Annotated in this window: 21 protein-coding genes; 10 read left to right on the top strand and 11 right to left on the bottom strand. The window is 66.5% G+C overall.

Features of this window, described 5'->3' with window-relative positions:
- Window positions 1-145: 145 nt before the first annotated feature.
- Complete coding sequence (locus QPK31_RS09945) at window positions 146-1,243, bottom strand: branched-chain amino acid aminotransferase (protein WP_290422775.1); 1,098 nt, start codon at window positions 1,241-1,243, stop codon at window positions 146-148.
- A 163-nt stretch (window positions 1,244-1,406) separates the two neighbouring features.
- Here QPK31_RS09945 and QPK31_RS09940 point away from each other — a divergent pair, with 163 nt between their 5' ends.
- Window positions 1,407-2,264, top strand: a complete 858-nt coding sequence (locus QPK31_RS09940) for a MaoC/PaaZ C-terminal domain-containing protein (protein ID WP_290422774.1) — start codon at window positions 1,407-1,409, stop codon at window positions 2,262-2,264.
- A 75-nt stretch (window positions 2,265-2,339) separates the two neighbouring features.
- Window positions 2,340-2,816, top strand: a complete 477-nt coding sequence (locus tag QPK31_RS09935) for an acyl-CoA thioesterase (RefSeq protein ID WP_290422773.1) — start codon at window positions 2,340-2,342, stop codon at window positions 2,814-2,816.
- Between the two features lie 4 nt (window positions 2,817-2,820).
- Here the strand turns inward: QPK31_RS09935 and QPK31_RS09930 are convergent, their stop codons facing one another.
- On the bottom strand, window positions 2,821-3,552 hold the full coding sequence (locus QPK31_RS09930) for a siderophore-interacting protein (protein ID WP_290422772.1): 732 nt from the start codon (window positions 3,550-3,552) through the stop codon (window positions 2,821-2,823).
- 96 nt (window positions 3,553-3,648) lie between these two features.
- Between QPK31_RS09930 and QPK31_RS09925 the strand changes: the two genes are divergently transcribed.
- Both QPK31_RS09925 and QPK31_RS09920 read left to right on the top strand, forming a co-directional pair.
- A complete protein-coding gene (locus QPK31_RS09925; protein WP_374045797.1) occupies window positions 3,649-4,071 on the top strand; it encodes a MarR family winged helix-turn-helix transcriptional regulator in 423 nt (140 codons plus the stop codon).
- A 97-nt stretch (window positions 4,072-4,168) separates the two neighbouring features.
- Window positions 4,169-4,714, top strand: coding sequence for a GNAT family N-acetyltransferase (locus QPK31_RS09920; RefSeq protein ID WP_290422770.1), 546 nt, complete (start codon window positions 4,169-4,171; stop codon window positions 4,712-4,714).
- Window positions 4,715-4,726: 12 nt separating this feature from the next.
- Here the strand turns inward: QPK31_RS09920 and QPK31_RS09915 are convergent, their stop codons facing one another.
- The 6 genes from QPK31_RS09915 to leuA all read right to left on the bottom strand — a co-directional run bounded on the left by QPK31_RS09915 (window position 4,727) and on the right by leuA (window position 10,124).
- Window positions 4,727-6,136: a hypothetical protein gene (locus tag QPK31_RS09915; protein ID WP_290422769.1), complete on the bottom strand. Its 1,410-nt coding sequence runs from the start codon at window positions 6,134-6,136 to the stop codon at window positions 4,727-4,729.
- A 153-nt stretch (window positions 6,137-6,289) separates the two neighbouring features.
- Window positions 6,290-6,721: a GNAT family N-acetyltransferase gene (locus tag QPK31_RS09910; protein ID WP_290422768.1), complete on the bottom strand. Its 432-nt coding sequence runs from the start codon at window positions 6,719-6,721 to the stop codon at window positions 6,290-6,292.
- Window positions 6,722-6,753: 32 nt separating this feature from the next.
- Window positions 6,754-7,131: a cytochrome c family protein gene (locus tag QPK31_RS09905; protein WP_290422767.1), complete on the bottom strand. Its 378-nt coding sequence runs from the start codon at window positions 7,129-7,131 to the stop codon at window positions 6,754-6,756.
- A 13-nt stretch (window positions 7,132-7,144) separates the two neighbouring features.
- Window positions 7,145-7,759, bottom strand: a complete 615-nt coding sequence (locus tag QPK31_RS09900; RefSeq protein ID WP_290422766.1) for a TetR/AcrR family transcriptional regulator — start codon at window positions 7,757-7,759, stop codon at window positions 7,145-7,147.
- A gap of 44 nt (window positions 7,760-7,803) precedes the next feature.
- Window positions 7,804-8,313, bottom strand: coding sequence for a hypothetical protein (locus tag QPK31_RS09895; protein WP_290422765.1), 510 nt, complete (start codon window positions 8,311-8,313; stop codon window positions 7,804-7,806).
- A 122-nt stretch (window positions 8,314-8,435) separates the two neighbouring features.
- Window positions 8,436-10,124 (bottom strand): 2-isopropylmalate synthase, encoded by a 1,689-nt coding sequence (leuA, locus tag QPK31_RS09890; RefSeq protein ID WP_290422925.1) that lies wholly within the window; start codon window positions 10,122-10,124, stop codon window positions 8,436-8,438.
- A 510-nt stretch (window positions 10,125-10,634) separates the two neighbouring features.
- Here leuA and QPK31_RS09885 point away from each other — a divergent pair.
- On the top strand, window positions 10,635-11,348 hold the full coding sequence (locus tag QPK31_RS09885) for a PEP-CTERM sorting domain-containing protein (RefSeq protein WP_290422764.1): 714 nt from the start codon (window positions 10,635-10,637) through the stop codon (window positions 11,346-11,348).
- A gap of 5 nt (window positions 11,349-11,353) precedes the next feature.
- On the opposite strand, the gene QPK31_RS09880 is transcribed toward QPK31_RS09885, so the two are convergent.
- Window positions 11,354-11,728: a hypothetical protein gene (locus QPK31_RS09880; RefSeq protein WP_290422763.1), complete on the bottom strand. Its 375-nt coding sequence runs from the start codon at window positions 11,726-11,728 to the stop codon at window positions 11,354-11,356.
- A 185-nt stretch (window positions 11,729-11,913) separates the two neighbouring features.
- Here QPK31_RS09880 and QPK31_RS09875 point away from each other — a divergent pair, with 185 nt between their 5' ends.
- The 5 genes from QPK31_RS09875 to QPK31_RS09855 all read left to right on the top strand — a co-directional run bounded on the left by QPK31_RS09875 (window position 11,914) and on the right by QPK31_RS09855 (window position 16,308).
- Window positions 11,914-12,438, top strand: a complete 525-nt coding sequence (locus QPK31_RS09875; protein WP_290422762.1) for a GNAT family N-acetyltransferase — start codon at window positions 11,914-11,916, stop codon at window positions 12,436-12,438.
- A 2-nt stretch (window positions 12,439-12,440) separates the two neighbouring features.
- The gene (locus QPK31_RS09870) at window positions 12,441-12,917 is read left to right on the top strand and encodes a hypothetical protein (RefSeq protein ID WP_290422761.1); all 477 of its coding nucleotides are present in this window, start codon (window positions 12,441-12,443) and stop codon (window positions 12,915-12,917) included.
- A gap of 7 nt (window positions 12,918-12,924) precedes the next feature.
- The gene (locus QPK31_RS09865; RefSeq protein WP_290422760.1) at window positions 12,925-14,037 is read left to right on the top strand and encodes a branched-chain amino acid ABC transporter substrate-binding protein; all 1,113 of its coding nucleotides are present in this window, start codon (window positions 12,925-12,927) and stop codon (window positions 14,035-14,037) included.
- Between the two features lie 202 nt (window positions 14,038-14,239).
- A complete protein-coding gene (locus QPK31_RS09860; protein ID WP_290422759.1) occupies window positions 14,240-15,661 on the top strand; it encodes a diguanylate cyclase domain-containing protein in 1,422 nt (473 codons plus the stop codon).
- Window positions 15,583-16,308, top strand: coding sequence for a bifunctional diguanylate cyclase/phosphodiesterase (locus QPK31_RS09855; RefSeq protein ID WP_290422758.1), 726 nt, complete (start codon window positions 15,583-15,585; stop codon window positions 16,306-16,308). The genes QPK31_RS09860 and QPK31_RS09855 overlap by 79 nt, the downstream gene beginning before the upstream one ends.
- Window positions 16,309-16,474: 166 nt before the next feature.
- On the opposite strand, the gene QPK31_RS09850 is transcribed toward QPK31_RS09855, so the two are convergent.
- The gene (locus QPK31_RS09850) at window positions 16,475-18,196 is read right to left on the bottom strand and encodes a tannase/feruloyl esterase family alpha/beta hydrolase (protein WP_290422757.1); all 1,722 of its coding nucleotides are present in this window, start codon (window positions 18,194-18,196) and stop codon (window positions 16,475-16,477) included.
- A 113-nt stretch (window positions 18,197-18,309) separates the two neighbouring features.
- Window positions 18,310-19,476, bottom strand: coding sequence for an ABC transporter substrate-binding protein (locus QPK31_RS09845; protein WP_290422756.1), 1,167 nt, complete (start codon window positions 19,474-19,476; stop codon window positions 18,310-18,312).
- Between the last annotated feature and the right edge of the window lie 20 nt (window positions 19,477-19,496).

The raw sequence follows: 19,496 nt of genomic DNA, 5'->3' as shown, positions 1-19,496 counted from the left end.
CGGTATTGTAAAGATGCCATTTCTTCTTTGCAATTTCTTTTGCAGAGATCGGGGCAAAGGGCGGGAAATGTTGCAGCGGCAGGACGCCGCTGCAGAAAAGCTGCGCGACCGGAGCGGCCGCGCAGTGGAGCTGGTGCGGTGCCGCTTAGAAAACGCGTTGCAGCCAGCCGTGCTTGTCTTCGGCGCGGCCGTTCTGGATGTCGAGCAGGGCCGCTTTCAGCCTGGTGGTCACTTCGCCGGCGCCGCCGGTGCCGATGGTCGCTTCGAAGCTGCTGCCCTTGACCTTGCCGATCGGGGTGACAACGGCTGCGGTGCCGCAGGCAAAGGCTTCGGTCAAGCGGCCGCTGGCGGCGTCCGCGCGCCACTGGTCGATCGAGTAGGCTTCTTCGCGCACGGTGATGCCCATGTCGCGCGCCAGGGTGATCAGCGAATCGCGGGTGATGCCGGGCAGGATGGTGCCGGTCAGCGGCGGGGTCTGGATCGAGCCGTCTTCGAACACGAAGAAGACGTTCATGCCGCCCAGCTCTTCCACGTACTTGCGCTCGACGGCGTCGAGGAAGACGACCTGGTCGCAGCCCTGGCGGATCGCCTCGGCCTGCGCGGCCAGGCTGGCGGCGTAGTTGCCGCCGCACTTGGCGTCACCAGTGCCGCCTGGCGCAGCGCGGATGTAGTTTTCCGAGACCCACAGGGTTACGCCGGCGGCGCCGGCCTTGAAGTAAGAACCGACCGGCGAAGCGATCACGCAGTACAGGTATTCGCTGGCCGGCTTCACGCCCAGGGCCGCTTCGGTGGCGATCATGAACGGACGCAGGTAGAGGGCCGAGCCTTCGGCTTCCGGGATCCAGTCGCGGTCTTCGCTGACCAGCGCGTGCACCGATTCCAGGAACAATTCGTCCGGCAGCGGCGCCATGGCCAGGCGGCGGGCCGAGTTGGCGAAGCGGCGCGCGTTGGCGTCCGGACGGAACAGGGCGGCGCCGCCTTGCGGCAGGCGGTAGGCCTTCAGGCCTTCGAAGATTTCCTGCGCATAGTGCAGGACCATGGTCGACGGATCGAGCGGCAGGTTGGCGCGCGCCTCGACCTTGCCGTCATGCCAGCCCTTGCCTTCGGTGTAGCGGATCGTGACCATGTGGTCGCTGAACGCGCGGCCGAAGCCCGGGTTTTGCAGCAGCGCCGAACGGTCCGCCGGCGGCAGGGGAATCAAGCATTTTTCGATCGACAGCGTCGATTGGCCTTCTTTGTTCATACAGTCTCCAGAAACAGCGGGTGGGCATGGTGCTGGCCCGCAAAACCCCTATTATCGGTCAATTCGCCGGGTTTGTTGCGAATGGCATTTTGAAAGCGTCAACATTGCCTGAATGGCCGCTTTGGCTGCGTATAATTCGGTGTCGCCCCCAAGGAGCTCGTGCTTGTTCCAGATACCGCCAGCGCAGACGCCGACTGCGCCTCCGTTGCCCGCCGCGCCGGCGCTCCTGTTGCGGGCGCTGTTCAAGCGCGGCGCCCAGGCCGGCGACGCGCCGCAGGTGCCCGCCACTGTGTTCGACGCTCCGGCGCTCGACGCGGCCGCACTCGGGCGCTACAACGCGTTGCTCGGCTTTGCGCCTGGCTCGTTGCCCGTGAGTGCACATTACCTGCTGGCGCAGCGCGCCCACCTCGCCACCATGCTGTCGCCGCGGTTTCCGTTTCGTCTGTTGGGCATGGTGCATGTGGAGAACAGCATCGCCGAGCATGCGGCTGCCGTGCCGGGCCGGCTGCTGCGCCTGGCAACGACGCTGCGGGTGGAGCCGCCAACCCGCAGCGGCGCGCGCTTCTGCGTGCTCGAGACCATGGCCTGGGACGGCGCCACGAGCGTGTTCGGCTGTACCAGCAAGTACTTGGCGCTGGCGGGGCGCAAGGACGGGGCGCGCAGTGCGCCGCAAGCCATGCCTGCGCTACCGGCATATGGCGGCTGGCAGGTCGGCCACGGCGAAGGGCGGGCCTACGCGCGGGTGTCGGGCGACTGGAACCCGATCCACCTGGCGCGCCCGGCGGCACGGCTGTTCGGCCTGCGCGCACCCATCATCCACGGCATGCATTCGGTGGCCAGGGCGCTGGCCTTGCTGGAAAGCGGCGGCGAACGCGTGCGTTCGGTCGAGGTGCGCTTCCGTTCGACGGTACCCCTGGGTGCGGCCGTGCAGCTGCTGCATGCGCCCGGCGCCGGCCGCTTTGTGCTGGTGAGCGCAGGCCGGGTGGCGGTCGAGGGTAACGTGGCGTTTGCTTCGGCGTGAACCAATTGCGAATGGGAAAGTCAAACCGATTGCCGCTACAATAAGTCTTTACATTTCGAATCGCAGGACAGCACCATGAACGACCAGCACGGACGCCCGATCCACGAACTGACCATGACGGTCCTGATGACGCCCGACATGGCCAACTTCTCCGGCAATGTCCACGGCGGCACCATCCTGAAATTCCTCGACAGCGTGGCCTATGCCTGCGCCAGCCGCTATTCGGGCTCGTATGTCGTGACGCTGTCGGTGGACCAGGTGATGTTCCTGGAGCCGATCCATGTGGGCGAGCTGGTGACCTTCCTGGCGTCGGTGAACTACACCGGCAACAGCTCGATGGAAGTCGGCATTCGCGTCGTGAGCGAGAACATCCAGGCGCGCACGGTGCGCCATGCGAACAGCTGCTACTTCACGATGGTGGCGGTGGACGAGAACCGCAAGCCGCAGGCGGTGCCGAAGCTGGTGCCCGAAGGCGAAGACCAGTTGCGGCGCTACGAAAAGGCCGAGGAGCGCAAGCGCTCGCGCCAGGCGCTGCACGGCCGTAAGCGCTGAGGCTTTACTCGAGGTTCTCGTGGTGGTCGGCCACGCCCTGTTTCCAGTAGGCCGAGACGCGCATCGCTTCCTTGGCGATGCCTTTTTCCTCGACCAGCACCGTACGCAGGCGGCGCATCGTCGCCGCTTCGCCGGCGCCCCAGGCAAAGCCTTCGCCCGCCGGCACGCTGAATGCGCGCACCCGTTCGACCAGGGCGTCTTCGCTGTCGACCCAGTGCACCTCGACCTGCGCCGCGCTGGTAAAGGGCAGGCGGTCGCCGGCGCCGGCAAACGCGACCACGGTGGCGCGCACCGGTGCCGGCAATTCTTCCAGGCGGCGGCGCATGGCCGGCAGGGCGGTGCTGTCGCCGGCCAGCAGGTGCCAGTCGAAGTCGGGCGGCACGATCATCGAGCCGCGCGGCCCGCCGATGATGGCGCGGTCGCCGGGCCTGGCGTTGCGCGCCCAGTTTGAAGCCGCGCCGTCGCCATGCAAGGCGAATTCGATCGTCAGCTCGCGCGATTGCGCGCTGAAGCGACGCGGCGTATAGTCGCGCCGCACCTGGTTGCCGGCGCCGTCGTCGAACATGAATTTCACATGGTCGTCGAACGACAGCGATACGAAGTCGGCCAGCGCCTCGCCCTGGAAGGTGATGCTGGCGAAGTGTTCGCCGACCGGCGCGATGCTGGCGACGGTGACCTCGCGCATGCGCAGTTCATGGCGCACGCGGTGGACGGTCTTGCGTTGTTGCTGTTCCATGATTCACACTTTCATTGAGATTGGTTGATAATGTCACCTATTATGCGAAAACAAGTTGATAAAGTCAACCAAAATCCGTCAGGAACGGTGGGCGACGTGTTCGATGCCATCCATTCGATCATGCACCTCTACCGCTCGCAGCAGTTCCGCGCCTTTGCCGGCGCCGAGCACGAGCTCACCCACATGGAGAGCAAGGTGCTGCGCTTCTTCGCCCGCCAGCCCGGAGCGACGCTGAGCGACCTGGTGGCGCACTCGGGGCGCGACAAGGCGCAGCTGACGCGCCTGATCAAGGGGTTGCGCGACCGCGGCCTGCTCGACGCCAGCGCCGACGCGGCCGACCGGCGCAGCACGCGCCTGCACCTGAGCGCGGCCGGGCTGGCGCTGCACGGGCGTTTGCATCAAATCGGGGCCGGGTTGTCGGGCGTGGCGCTGGAGGGGCTGAGCGAAGCGGAACGCGAGCAGCTGCATGGCTTGCTGCTGCGGGTGCGGTCGAACCTGGCGCGAGATGCGGAGGGCTAGACGTGTTCGGTGGGGGCGCAAGCTGCCGCAAGCGTCGGCAAACACGTCTTCTTCGCCTACACTGCACGCCTGTTGACTTGCCGACCAGGAGACCGCCATGGAGATATTACGTACCGCCCGCTTGTCGCTGCGCACCTGGCGCGACGAGGACATCGGCGACTTCGTACGCCTGAGCGAAGATCCGGCGGTCTACGAGTTCCTGCCCGGCCCCTGGACCGACGACAAGGCCCGTGTCTTCATCGCCACGCAGAACCGGCTGTGCGCACGCGACCGGACCTGCTATTTCGCGTCCACGCTGCGCGACAGCGGCGAACTAATCGGCTTCGTCGGCCTGAAGTACCAGGATTTCGACCAGCCCTTCGCACCCTGTTTCGAGCTTGGCTGGTTCCTCGGCAGCGCGCATTGGGGGCGCGGCTATGCGAGCGAAGGCGCGCGCGCCAGCATCGAACACGGATTCGGCACGCTCGGGCTCGACGAGATCATTTCGTTCACGGTGCCTGCAAACGTCCGTTCGCGCCGCGTGATGGAAGGGCTGGGCCTGCGCCACGATCCGGCAGGCGACTTCGCCCACCCGGCACTGGCGCCGGAGCACCCGCTGTCACGCCATGTCCTGTATCGCCTGGCGCGGCCCCGGCCAGCCTGAGCGGCCGCTCGCTCAACGCGCCGGCTCGACTTCGCGCAGCCAGCCGTCGGTGACCAGCAGGCGCGGGTCGCTGTCGGCGCTGTGCGTGCCCGGCACGTTCTGCATGCCGGCGGCCAGCCAGCGCGCGCGGTAGGCGGCCAGGCCGCGCACCTGGTTGCCGCGCGGCCCGGCCGGCAGCGCGATGCGGGTGGTTGCGCCGGTGCCGGTGTCGAGGCGCGCCAGCAGCGGCGCACTGGTCTCCGAGACGCTTTCGCCGTCCGGGTTCTGGGTGTAGCCGCTGGCGCCGGCCAGCAGCACGGCATTGCCGTCGAGGGGCATGAGGTCGAGGATGGCGTCGCCGCGGTCGACGTCGACCAGCCGGTAGGAACGCAGAGCGGCGGCGCCGTCGGTGCGGGCCACGTAGCCGTCCCAGCCGCTGCCGTCGGACGCGCGCGTCGTGCGCACCCGGCCCGCCACCAGCAGCGTCTCGCCCGCCCACTTCAGCGCATGGACTTCGGATTTGTCGCGGTTGTCGATGGCCAGCGCGCGCGAGCGCATCCCGCGCTCGTCGAGGACGGTGAGCAGCACGCCATCGGCGAAGCCGGCGGGCAGGGGTTCGTCGAAGGTCTGGCGGTGCGCGAAGGCCAGGTCGGAACGGCTCGACACCAGGACACCGACCGCCATGCGGCCGCGCGCGTCCATGTCCATCACCAGTTTCCAGTGGTTGTCGCTGCCCTCGAAGGGATCGTAGCTGCCGCTGCGCGGCCGGATGCCGTCCAGGTAGATCCCGGGCTCGACCAGGGTACGCCAGCGCTGCGCGAAGCGGCCGCCCGTGTAGTCGAAACGGTAGGCGACGACGCCGTTGCCGCCGCTGCGCAGCGCCAGGCCGAGGTGTTCGCCCGAGGGTGCGATGCGCACCGCGTCGCGTGTCTTCAGCGGCGCCATCGCCGCGCGGTCGCGCACTTCGCCCGGGCGGCCGAAATAGGGATCCTGCGCCAGGTTCTGGTCGCGGAAATCCTGCATGGCCAGCTGGCGGCCCTGGCTGTCCAGGCGCACCAGCCGGAGCGTGACGCCGTTCGAGAGTACCGCCGAGATCTCGCGCTGCGGGTGCAGGGCGAAGTCGACCAGGGTCCAGCCTGCTGGCGGCGTCCATTCATGCGCGTCGGCGCCATTGGCATCCGAGATCCGCAGCCGTCTCTCCATGATGGTCTCGTCCATGAAGCCATGCGGCTTCTCGGCCAGCACGACCCAGGTATCGCCCTCGCTGCGCAGCTTGACGGGCAATACGCCGGGCAGGGCGAGCGCCAGGTTCGGCCGGGGCGGCACCGGCTGGGGCGCTGGCGTATCGGCGCCGGCGCCGGAACCGCCGCACGCCGACAGGACGGCGGCCGCAGCCAGGAACAGGAGCGCAGCCGGGCGGCGCGGGGGGGAGGATGCGGACAAGTCGGCGAAGAAGCGCATGGCGGCAGTCGATCCGGAACGGAGCTGGAAAGTATGGCAGAGCGGCGCGGCGAAATCTTGGTGAAATTGTATTGACATGTCACCCGGATGTCGCGTCACGCGGCCATTGCTGCCCGGCTTCCGGCCAGCCGCCGCCTAGCGTTTCAGGTGCAGGATGGGATAGGGATCGCCAAAGGCATCGACGGGCGAGCGTGCGTGGCGGCGAAAGCCCAGGTGTTCATAGAAGCCGAGCGCCTGGGCATTGTCCTCGTTGACGTCGACCTCGGTGACGCCGAGCCGTTCGATCGCATGGACGACGAGCACGCGTCCCGCGCCGTTGCCGCGCCGCGCCGGATCGACGAACAGCATCTCGAGCATGCTGCCGCTCGTTCCCATGAACGCGTAGGGCAGGCCCGATGCGTCGCGGATGCAGTGGATCGGGGTGAAGGTGTGCAACAGCTCGCGCACGATCGGCGCCAGCTTGGCGATCGCGTGCTCCGGCAGGAAGTGGTGGGTGGCGCGTACCGAAGCTTCCCAGACCTCGAACAGGCGCGGCGCATCGGCGGCCTCGGCAAGGCTGATCTGCATGGGCAAGGCGCCGTCGCGCACGGGCGGCCGCATCAGCGCTGCGGCGCCGGCTGCTGGCTGCGCAGGTAGGCCAGCAGGTCGCCGACCTGCTTCGCATTGCTCATGCCCCAGAAGCGCATCTTGGTGCCGGGAACCAGCTCGCCCGGGTCGTCGAGGAAGGCCGCCAGGGTCTTGTCGGACCAGACGATGTTCGAACGCTTCATGGCGGGCGAAAAGGCGTAGCCGGGCGTGCTGCCGGCGCGCCGGCCGAACAGGCCGTTCAGTTGCGGGCCGAAGCCGTTGCTGGCCGAGGGGCCGACGGCGTGGCAGGAGGAGCAGCGCGCGCCGAACAGGCGCTGGCCGTTGTTCAGGTCCGCGGCGTGCGCACCGAAGTGCAGGCCAAGCAGCAGGAGCAGACTGAGGTTCTTCATTATCGGGACAGGTTCAGGAAACTGACGTGGCGGCGCCATAGGCCGCCAGGAAGACCGCCACGGCGCGCGCCGCTGCCGCCGCGAGCTGGTCCGCGCCCGGCGCGCCGGCTGCCTGGAACAGCAGGCGCTCGCTCCATTCGGCATCGAACAGGCCCTTCAGGTGGCGCGCCGCCAGTTCGCTGCCGGCGTCGCGCAGCCGGCCGTCGTCCATCGCCGCGTGCAGCAAGGCGGCGAGGACGGCGATCACCCGCGCCGGACCCAGATCGTAGCATTGCTGCCCCAGCCCGGCGCGTCCGGCTTCGGCCAGCATCAGCCGGCGCGCCGCCAGCGTGGCAGGCGCGCAGGCGTGGGCCAGGTAGCGCTGCGCGACGTGTTCGAGCGCGGCCTGGAGCCCGGCGGGCGCCTCGCCGAGCGCCGCGCGCACGGCCTCGAACTCGGCTTCGGCGGCGTCGAGGGCAATCGCCACCAGCAGTTCTTCCTTGGACTTGAAATAGGCGTACACCGTCGCCTTAGAATAGCCGACGCGGTTGCAGATGTCGGACATCGAGGCGCGGTCGAAGCCGGCCTCGTGGAACACCTCGGTGGCTGTGCGCAGGATGGCCTCGCGCCGGGCTTCGCTTTTGGTCATGGGTTCCATTGGTGGCGCCGGCACAGGGCCGGCTCGCGCAGGGCTTACTGGATGCGGCGCACGCGCGCCATGGGGTTCTGGCCGACGACCTGGAGGTACAGCACGCCGAACACGCCGCGCTTGATGCGCACGGCGGGATTGGTCTGCTGCGGCAAGACGGCGCTGCTGCCGTCGACAACGCGCCAGACCTGGCCATTGGCGAGCTTGATCGTGGTATTGCCTTCCCAGCCGCTGAACGTGCCGACGACTGTGCTTTCCATGACGTCCGCCTCGTCCTTCTTCTTGGCCTTTTCCATGCCAAAGTTCTGCTCGGCCGTGCGGGCCGCGGCGGTTGCCGGCGCCGCGGCAGGGACGGCTGCCGACGGGGCTGCGGGGGCGGCGGGGATGGCGGCAGGAACGGAAGCCTGCGCTGCGGCGCCGACCGGCATGGCGTCATAGCAGGCCAGGCGCTGGGCGGTATCGGGCAGGGTACGGCATTTCAGGACAGCGGCGTCGTCCGCGAGGGCTGCGTTCGACGCGAGCAGGAACAAAGGCAGGTACAGGGCTTTCTTCATGGGCTTTCCGGTAGATGAACGCGCCGCGCCACGTGCACGGCTGAGCCCAATTATATCGATACCGGAAGCCCGGCGGGCAGCGCCGTTGCCGGAAGCGGCGGCTGCCCGTCGTGGGCCCCGTGTCAGGCTGCGATCGGCGTGCGCGCTTCGCCCTGCGCGGCCATGTGGCGGTTCACTGCCGACAGCACGGCGCGGAACGAGGCGGTGACGATGTTGCTGTCGATGCCGGCGCCGAACAGGGTCGGGCCGTTCCCCACGCGCAGCTCGACATAGCAGGCCGCACGCGCGTTCGCGCCGGAGCCGATCGAGTGCTCGTGGTAGTCCATCAGACGGATATCCAGGCCGAGCGCGTTCACGAAGGCGTCGATCGGACCGTTGCCGGCGCCGCGGCGCACCGCCTGTACGCGGTCCTGCATCGCCGTGACTTCGATCTGCACCGGCTGTTCGCCCGTGCTGTCTTCGCTCATGCGGTGCGAGATATAGCGGTAGGGCGCTTCCTGCTCCAGGTACTCGCGCCCGAACAGGGCGTGGATGTCGCCCGCCGCGATCTCGCGGCCGCTGCTGTCGGCCAGCTGCTGGACCACGCGCGAGAATTCGATCTGCAAGCGGCGCGGCAGCTGCAGGCCGTATTCCTGTTCGAGCAGGTAGGCCATGCCGCCCTTGCCCGACTGGCTGTTCACGCGGATCACCGCGTCGTAGCTGCGGCCGAGGTCCGCCGGGTCGATCGGCAGGTAGGGCACTTCCCAGATGGCGTCCGGCTTTTGCTGGGCGAAGCCCTTCTTGATCGCGTCCTGGTGCGAGCCGGAGAAGGCGGTGAACACCAGGTCGCCGGCATACGGATGGCGCGGGTGCACCGGCAACTGGTTGCATTCCTCGACCAGCTGGCGCACGGCGTCGATGTCGGAGAAGTCCAGGCCCGGGTGTACGCCTTGCGTGTACAGGTTCATGGCGAGGGTGACGAGGTCGACGTTGCCGGTGCGCTCGCCATTCCCGAACAGACAGCCCTCGACGCGGTCGGCGCCGGCCATCACGGCCAGTTCGGCGGCCGCCACGGCGGTGCCTCGGTCGTTGTGCGGGTGAACGCTGATGACCAGCGACTCGCGGTTGTTCAGGTTGCGGCACATCCATTCGATCTGGTCGGCATACACGTTCGGCGTGCTCGCTTCCACGGTGGACGGCAGGTTGACGATCATCTTGTTATCCGGCGTCGGCTGCCACACGGCGCTCACCGCATCGGTGATCTGCTTCGAAAAATCGAGTTCGGTGGTGGAGAAGGATTCCGGCGAATACTCCAGGCCCCATTGCGTTTGCGGGTGCTGGCTGACCAATTCCTTGATCAGGCGCGTGCCGTTGACGGCGATCTGCACGATCTCCTCGCGCTCCATGCCGAACACCACGCGGCGGAAAACCGGCGCCACCGAGTTGTAGATGTGGACGATGGCGCGCTTGGCGCCGACCGCCGAATCCACGGTGCGGCGAATCAGCTCGTCGCGCGCCTGGGTCAGAACGATGATGGTGACGTCGTCGGGAATGTGGCCGTCTTCGACCAGCATGCGCACGAAATCGAAGTCGGTCTGCGAGGCAGACGGGAAGCCGACTTCGATTTCCTTCAGGCCGATCTGTACCAGGGTCTGGAAGAAGCGCAGTTTCTTGTCCACGCTCATCGGCTCGATCAGGGCCTGGTTACCGTCGCGCAGGTCGGTGCTCATCCAGATTGGCGGGCGGGTGATGGTGTTGCCGGGCCACTGGCGGTTGTCGAGGGGAACGGCGGCGAACGGGCGGTATTTGGCGGATGGGTTGGTCAACATGATCGGTACTCCTGCTTGTGCGGTAAAAACGGTGCCGCATCATCGGTATGCGAGGCGGCGGGGAGTGGCGAAGGCTGCCGGACGGGCCACGAGACGCTAGGCCCGGCAACCGATCGGTAGGTTTAGCGCGGCGCGTGCGCCGGCCGGCAGGAACGCGTCCTGGCAAGGAAATACAGACTGGAGATTCGGGAAGACTGGCATCGTACAACTTTCCTATGACTACTTTGAAGGTTCCGGCGAGGGTGGCCGGACTCGGACGCGGCAGATCAGGCGCGTAGTAGGTGCGACGCCGGCGATAGCGCAGCGTGCGATAGGACAGTTAGCAGATGCAATTGGGTAGACATTGATACGACTGTAGGCCGAATATAGTTTGGTGTCAAGCAGCAAAGCTGCTGAACTGTTGCGTGACGACCAAAGCCGTGGGCCGGTTAGTAGGTGCGTGGATTGTCCTGGAGCGTTGTAATTGCATTCTATAAATAATATTTTTATAATTTCAATTTAGCTAACCTGTTTATGGAATTGAATATGGGCCTTGTACAACAAATCGGCATTTTCCTTTTGGGCAGTGTGCTCGCTGGAGTTGCGAACGCGGCAGTCATTACCTACGATTTCACTGCAACTGTGTCTGATACAAGCCTGTATGAGCCTGAATCGGCGCAAGGTGGCCGTCTATCTCTCCTGCCGATTCAGCAAGGCTCGGTGATTAGCGGCAGATTCAGCTACGACACAGCGGCCAAACCTGCGAGCGTGCAGCCGCCGTATGTGCCGTTTTACACGCGGGTGATACGGTATGAAATTCCCGGGACGAATTTCGTCTCCTATCAGGTTAATGGCTTTGACTGGGCCTCGATGCCGTCGTTGAATGCACGCAAGACTGATCTCGTACGCGATAGCGACGCAGGGTACTCATGGGACGAGGTCCAATTCCACACGATTCGCGAGGAGGACAAGATAACCAGCTACGCCTTGTTGAATTACTACGACTGGGGTGGCGATGCGCTGGACGATACGCATTTCCCAGAGACGTTCGACCTGGCGCATTACTTCACTTTCAACGGATGGTTCGACGATCTGGAAACCGGCAGCTACTTCGCATTCGATGCAGACATCACTTCGTTGCAACGTGTTGCGCCGAGCGAGATTCCAGAGCCGACCGCGGCCTTCCTGATGCTTGGCGGTGCTGCGGCGCTCGCGAGTGCCCGGCGCCGGCGGCGCGCACAGGACTGAATGGTTCAGGACTGAGGTGGCTGGCTCAGGAAAATCCAGGCCACGGCGATCACGACCATGCCCGTGGCCGTTACGCAGCTCCAGGTGAAGAACCAGGCCGACAGCAGCGTCGCCTGCAGCGCGCGCTCGAGCAGGAAACCGAGCGCGAAGTCGAAGGCGGTCAAGAAGGACCAGCGCCGCAGGTAGACCGGCAGGTACTTGCTCATGCGGCGGTTGTGCTGGAAAGCGGCGTGGCGCTCGATGGCCGTGCGGGCGCCGCCGACGTCCTTGAACAGCCAGTCGAAGAAGATGAAGCGGTAGAGCAGCGTGCAAAACGGCAGCTCCTCGACCTGCTGTGCGGTCGTGGGCGGTGTGCGCTGTGGTTCCGGCGTGGTCGTCATGGTCAACTTTCGTCCAGGGCGGGCAAACGAAACCCCAGTATGCCGGAAGCGGCGCGGCCGCTGCTCGGCAGCGTCAAACCGTGCGGAAACAAAATCCCAGTAGCAATTCTGCGTGTCAACTGCGCCACGGCTGGGCAAATGCCCGGCTAGCCGCTAGGATGGCGTCTTTGACTATCCCATCCAGCATGACCACGCACGCGCCCATCCTGATCCGAGCCATTCGCGAGGACGACCTCGACGCTGTCCTGCGGGTCCAGTCAGCCTGCTATCCGCCGGCGATGCAGGAGCCGCGCGCGGTGGTCCTGTCGCGCCTGCGGGCGGCGAGCGACACCACCCTGGTTGCCCTGCAAGGCGGCGCCGTGTGCGCCTATGTGTTTGCCTACCGCAGCGACGCCGGCGCGGTGACACCGCTGGACGCGCCGTTCGAGGTCAAGCAAGCCGGCGACACCCTCTACATCCATGACCTGTCGGTCGCACCCGCGGCCGCCGGGCTGGGCATTGCCAGGCAGCTGGTTGCCAGGTTGCGGTCCCTGGCGGCCGGCGCCAACTTGGCGCAGTGCGCGCTCGTATCGGTCCAGGATTCGAAGACGTTCTGGGAAGGGCTGGGGTTTGTGGAGCGAGCCTGCGCCGGCCATGCCGCCCGGCTGGCGCTGGCCAGCTACCCGTCCGTCGCCACCTATATGTGCAGTGCGCTTCCCGGGGTAACTTAGAGATGAAGATCGACGCTTCCCGGGCGCATAAGGTGTTGTTGATGCTCGCCGTCGTGCTGCTTGTCGCGTCGTTGTTCATGCCCGCCATGCGAGCCAATTACGGAAGGCAGCCGGTACTGATTCCGGGTTGGGCCGCCATGCTGCTTTCGTTCGCTGCCGGCGCCGGAACGCTGGACGACGCATTGACCGGGATCGCCAGCCTCAAGCCGCTGTATCTGCTGCCGTTCCTCGCGGCCCTGTCAAACCTGAACTTCATTGTGACCGGGGTCTGCCTGTACCGCAGGAGAGGGAAGGGCAGCCTGCCGCGCTGGCTGCCGCCCGCCACACTGTGCGGCTTGATCCTTGCTATAGTTTCGCCTTTCGTGTTGCAAAGCGGCGAGATCATTCGTCCAGGCTTCTACGTGTGGCTGCTCGCCCACGCCTGCCTGGTCGCGGCTGTCGTCTCGGCCCGCCACGCCCATCACAAGACTCATCGATAAGGAAACAATGAAGAAGTACGCCATCGCCGCCGCCATCCTGTCCGTCGCCGGACTCGCCACTGCCCAGGAAGTGGTCAAGATCGGCCACTCGGCCGCCGTCACCGGCCCCGTCTCCTACTTCGGCAAGGACACCGAAAACGGCGCCCGCATGGCGATCGAGGCCCTGAATGCGCGCGGTGTCGTCATCGGCGGCAAGAAGGTGCGCTTCGAGCTGGTGGCCGAGGACGACGGCGGCGATCCGAAGCAGGCCACCAGCGTGGCCCAGAAGCTGGTCGACGGCCGCGTGAACGGCGTGGTCGGGCACGAGACCTCGGGCACCACGATTCCGGCTTCGAAGATCTACCACCAGGCCGGCATCCCGCAGATTTCGCCGTCGAGCACCAGCCCGGTCTACACCAAGCAGGGCTTCAACACCGCCTTCCGCGTGGTCGCCAACGACGTGCAGCTGGGCCAGGCGCTGGGCCATTACGCGGTGCAGAAGATGGGCGCGCGCCGCGTGGCCGTGATCGACGACCGCACCGCCTACGGCCAGGGACTCGTCACCGAATTCAGCAAGGGCCTGCGCGACCAGGGCGCCGCCATTGTCGCGCGCGAGTTCACGCACGACAAGGCCAGCGACTTCAATGCGATCCTGACCAAGATCCGTGCCGCTAAACCCGACCTGGTGTTCTTCGGCGGCATGAGCGCCGTGGCCGGCCCGATGCTGCGCCAGATGAAGCAGCTCGGCATGAACGTCAAGATGATGGGCGGCGACGGCATCTGCTCGGACGAGATCCACAAGCTGGCGGGCGGCGCCATGGCCGATGGGCAGGTGTTCTGTGCCGAGGCCGGCGGTGTCGATGCGGCCGGCAAGTTCCGCGCCGACTACAGGAAGCGCTTCGGCATCGACGTGCAGATCAACGCGCCCTACGCCTATGACGCGGTGATGACGATGGCCGAGGCCATGGTGAAAGCCGGTTCCAGCGCGCCGGCGAAATACCTGCCGGTGCTGGCGAAGATCGAGACCAAGGGCGTGACCGGTCCGATCGCCTTCGATGCGCGCGGCGATATCCGCGACGGCACGATCACGCTGTACACCTTCAAGGGTGGACGGCGTACGGTGCTGGCCGTTACGAAATAATCCCGCAAGTAAGCCCGCAAATAAGCCGGCGTATAGGGCGTTGAAAGCCGCAAAATTTCCCAGGAAATGTTGTTCGTTTTTCTGATGCAGGCAGGCAAAGGCTTTTTTTCATCTTGCCGGCCTGCGGTGCTCCGGTGGCAGTCGAACGGGGGTACACTCGCCGCTGGCGCGGCTTGTTTGCGCCGGTGGCAAGGGAGGTGGCATGCGCAAGACGGCGCGGGCGGCATCGGCCGCTCCGGAACAGCTCGATAGCCTGTGGACGCTGATCGATAACCTCGATGCGTGCTTCTACGTCAAGGACCTCGACGGGCGCTACCGGTTTGCCAACCGCGCGCTCGGCGTCGCCTTCGATGCCGACCCCGCCGACATCGTCGGCCGCACCGACGCCGATTTCGTCGACGTCGAGGCCTGCGACATGCTGCTCGTCAGCGACCGCGAAGTCTTCGCCAGCGGCGCCAGGCTGGAACGCGACGAGGAACTCTGCATGCCGGACGGCGCGCACCGTGTGTTTCGCACCGTCAAGCTGCCGCTGTTCGATGCGGCGCGCCGCGTGACCGGCCTGTGCGGTATCTCGACCGACGTCACCGAGCAGCAGCGCGCCGTCGAGAAGCTCATCGAGCGCAATACCCTGCTCGACACCATCCTCTCGAACGTCGAGATCTCGATCTACATGAAGGACATCGAGGGCCGCTACCTGTACGCCAACGGCCAGGTGCTGAAGCTGCTCGGCCTGAAGCTGGAAGACATGCTGGGCCGCACCGACAACGAGATCCTGCCGCCCGAGCAGGCGCGCCAGGTAATCGAGAACGACCGCGCGGTGATGGCCGGCGGCGCGCGCAGCGGCATCGAGGAAAGCGTGTTCGGCGTGGATGGGCGCAAACACCATTTCTGGTCGCGCAAGATGCCCTTGCAGTTGCCCGGCCAGCCGACTTGCCTGATCGGCTTTTCGACCGAGATCACCGAGCTGCGCGGCCTGCGCAAGCGCATCGAGCACGACCGCATCACCGATTCCCTCACCGGCCTGGCCAACCGCGTCATGTTCGAGTCGGCGCTCGACGAGCAGCTATTGATGGCCAGGCTCGGGAACACCCGCCTGGCGGTGGTGATGGTCGATCTCGACCAGTTCAAGTACATCAACAACAACTTCGGCCAGGCCGTCGGCGACGGGCTGATCCAGGCGGTGGGCACGCGCTTGCAGCAGTGCGGCGTGAGCATCGGCAGCCTGGCGCGGCTGTCCGGCGACGAGTTCGGCTTTACCCTGCCGCAGGCCGACACGGTGGAGGAGGTGGCTTGCCAGGTCGAGCAGATCCGCGCCTTCCTGTCGCAACCCTACGCGGTGCAGGAGCCGCCGCTGCACCTGACCTTCAGCGCCGGGATCGCCCTCTCGGGCGAAGACGGCAGCAGCGCCGACGCCTTGCTGAGCCGCGCCGAGGCGGCCATGTATTCGGCCAAGGACAACGGGCGCGACCAGTACCGCTTTTACTCGCGCCAGCTCGGCTCCACGGTGGCCGAGCGGGTGGCCCTCGAGCGCGACCTGCGCGCCGCATGGGTTCGCGCGAATTCACGCTGCACTACCAGCCGAAGATGCGGCGCGACGGCACCGTCGCCGGCTTCGAGGCGCTGATCCGCTGGAACCGGCCGGGCGTCGGCCTGGTGTCGCCCGATAAATTCATCCCCCTGGCCGAGCAGCTCGGCCTGCTGCTGGGCCTGGGCCGCTGGGTGATCGACGAAGCCTGCCGCCAGGTGGCAAGCTGGCGCGAGCAGGGCATGGGCGACGTGCCGGTGGCGGTCAACCTGTCGACCAGCCAGCTCGCCAGCGCCGCGCTGCCGGACTTCGTGTTCGAGCGCATGCGCGCACATGGCGTGGCCGACGGCTGCCTGGAGATAGAATTGACCGAGTCGATGATGATGTCCGACCCCGAGCGGGCGATCGCCATCCTGAACCGCTTGCGCGAAGGCGGCATCGCGCTGTCGATCGACGATTTCGGGACCGGGTTTTCCTCGATGGCCTACCTGCGCCAGCTGCCGGTGAATACCCTGAAGCTGGATCGCTCGTTCGTGCGCAACATCGCGGTCGACGCCAAGGACGCCGACCTGTGCGCCGGCATCATGGCGCTCGCGCACAAGCTCGACATGCACGTGGTGGCCGAGGGCGTGGAGACGCGCGAGCAGCACGATGCGCTGGCGGCGGCGAACTGCGATCTGTTCCAGGGCTACTTGTTCAGCAGGCCGCTGCCGGCGGCGCAGGCGACGGATTTCCTGAGGCGCTGAAGCGTTATCCAAGGTACACCGCGCCTGCGCTTGTGTAGGGTGGACACCTGTGTCCACACTGTCCGGCCGCCGGAAAATCCGAGGCGCTTACCGGGACGACCGCGGTATCACCGTGGCTTTCGGCCGGTCAGACAGCGTGGACTCGGGAGTCCACCCTACAACGGCATCACTGGCAACTGAAGCTGGCCGCATCCTCCACGCTGCCACTGCCCTTGTAGCGCGCCACTTTCGGATACGGGCACAGTGGCCGCGAGCGCGCAGCCGACCACGCCGCCGGCAAGTCGGCATTCACCCCGCCCGCATTCCCGGCGCCGCGCGCGCTTGCCAGCACGCTGTCCGGCGCCTGGCCCTTTTCGACCCAGTTCACCAGCGGCGTCAGCATGTCGAACTGGTCCGTCGCCGGGCCGCCCGAGCAGTGGTTCATGCCCGGCACCCGGAAGAAGCGCGCGAAGTTCGATGCGTCGCCGCTGTTGGCCGCGCGCAGCGCCTCGTACCAGCCCGTGGTGTCGTCGCTGGAGAAGATCGGGTCGCTGGTGCCGTGGTAGACCAGCATCTTCGCCCCACGGTTCTTCAGCCGCGCCAGGTTGGCGCCGTCGGGCGGCGTCATGAAGGAGGTGCCGGATTCGGTATAGGTGGCGTTGGTCGCATTCACCCGTCCCAGCAGGCTCGCCAGGTTCACGTTCAGCACGAAATCGCGCCCATTGAACGTGGCCGGGTCTTCCGGCGGCACCGCCCAGATGAAGGCGGCGGCGCCCGAATCGCGGTCGATCGGGGCGCCGAACTTCCAGCTGGCCCAACCGTTCGTGCCGAAGCCGGCATCGTAGGGGAAGCTGGTATAGATCGTGGCGCCGCTCTCGGTCTTCGCCCCCGTGAAGAGCGCCGCGATGCCGGTCTTCTGGGCGGCGGAAAGGCAAGTGCCGTCGCGCGTGCCGCTGCAGGTGGGCACGTCGCGCTCCAGGTTGAAGGCGGCCTGGCAGGCGCCGGTGTCCTGGACCAGGCCATCGGCCGCGCCGTCGAGCGCATCGCACTTGCCCAGCACCGCGTTCGACACCAGGCTGCGTTCGGCCTGGGTGAAACCGGTGGTCAGGTCGCCCGGCGTCGAGGCCAGCGACGCGTAGCTCTTGGCGCCGGCGATGTTCGCCAGCGCCGCCAGCGGAAGGCGGTAGCCGGGATTGCCGGCCAGGTAGCCGTCGTACTGCTCGGCATAGCGCGCCGCCGCGACCATGGTGTGGCGCCCGCCGTTCGAGCAGCCGCCGATGTAGGAGCGGTCGGGCGCCTTGCCGTAGGCAGTCTGGATCAGGGTCTTCGCCATCGGCGTCAGCTTGCCGACAGCCTGGTAGCCGTAGTCGAGCCGCGCCTGCGGGTCGATGCCGAAGAAGGGCGTCGGGGCACCGTGGCCGGCGTCGGAACTGATCACGGCAAAGCCTTGATTGAGCGCGTTATCGAGCGGGCCGCCGCCGCCCACCGGGCCGGTGGCGGTAACGACGCTGCCGTCCACGCCGCCATTGGCCTGGTAGAAGAAGCGGCCGTTCCAGTCGCGCGGCAGGCGCATTTCGAAACCGATCGCGTAGCTCTTGCCGTCGACCGGGCTGACCCGCCGGAACATCTGGCCCAGCACCTGGCAGTGCGCTGCAACGGGTTTACCGGCGACGGTGAGGGTGCCGGCCGCGATCTCGTTGGCGGCGGTGATGGTGGTGTCCGCGATGTTGACGCGGGTGGCGAGTTCGGTGCAGGCGCCGAGCGTGGCGCCGACGGCGGGACTGAGTTGCGGCAACTGGGCCACCGGTGGCGGCGCCGGGGTGTCGGGTTCGTCGTGGTCGTTGTCGCTGCAGCCGGCGAGGCCGAGCAGGGCGAGGGCGGCGAGGCCGGTGATGTGCTGGATCTTCATGCGTGTTGTCTCCTGTCGTGAAACCGGTTGGATTTGCAAAACGTCGGGACGAACCGGTCCGCGCAGCCCTTTGACGGGGCTGCGGCGGACCTGCACTGCGGGGAGAAGGCTGATTAGTCGGGCATCACGTCCTTGAGGACGCCGATCGGCTGGTTCACCAGCTTGCCGTTGACTTTCTTGACTTCGCGGATGTACATGTTCTGTACGATGTCGCGCGTTTTCGGATCGATGCTGATCGGGCCGCGCGGGCTGTTCCACTTCATGCCGCTCAGGGTCTTGACGGCGGCGTCGCCGGTGACCTTGCCGTTCAGCTTGCGCACGGTCTCGTAGATCATGCCCATGGTGTCATAGGCGGCGACGGTAACAAAAGTAGGCGCCGGACGGTTCGGGTTCGCCTCGGCATAGGCCTTGAGGAAGGTCTTGTTCGCCTCGTTGTCGAGCGCCGTGGAATAGTTCAGCACCGTGACGGCGCCCAGCGCGCGCTCGCCCAGCGCTTCCAGGGTCGGCGAATCGCTGGTCATGTCGCCCACGCCCAGGAACTTGATGCCGGCCTTGTCCAGGCCCTTGTCGCTGAAGGCTTTCAGCAGGCCGGCGCCGTCTTCCGCGCCAGGGGCGAAGAAGAACAGGGCGTCCGGCTTCTGGTCCTTCACGCGCTGCACGAAGGGCGAATAGTCCGGGTTGGCCAGCGGCACGCGCGAGGAGCCGACGATCTTGCCGCCGCCTTCCTGCAGGCCCTTGGCGAACTTGGCCTCGGCGTCGTGGCCGGTGCTGTAGTCGGTGACCAGCGAGTACACGTTGCTGATCTTGTTCTTCGCGGTCCAGGTGCCGAAGGGTTCGGTCATCTGCTGCATCGTCATCGAGGTGCGCAGCATGTAGGGCGACTTGGCCGTGATGCCGGTGGTGACGGCGTTCATGACGATCATCGGGGTCTTGCCCTGGGTGGCCACCGGCGCCACGGCCAGCGCGCTCGGGGTCAGCGAAAAGCCGATCAGGAAGTTGACCTTCTCGCGCCCGATCAGCTCCTGCGCGGCGCGCTTGGACAGCTCGACGTTGCTGCCGCCGTCGTCGCGGTAGATGATCTGCACCTTCTTGCCGGCCACCGTGTCGCCGTGCTGCTTCATGTAGGTCTTGATGCCGTCCTCGAACGGCTTGCCGATGTTGACGAACGGTCCGGTCAGGGCGGCGATGACGCCGATCTTGATGGTGTCGTCCTGGGCGTAGGCGTTGCCGCCCGCGAAAGAGAATGCCAAACCGATGCAAGCCAGGGTGTTCAGTTTCATGTCGTCTCCAGTTTGTCGTA

Origin of the sequence: Massilia sp. YIM B02769, assembly GCF_030411995.1 — a bacterium.
Classification (GTDB): Bacteria; Pseudomonadota; Gammaproteobacteria; order Burkholderiales; family Burkholderiaceae_D; genus Telluria.
Note: the sequence above shows the minus strand (reverse complement) of the source record. Positions and strands in the feature narration are given on the sequence as shown.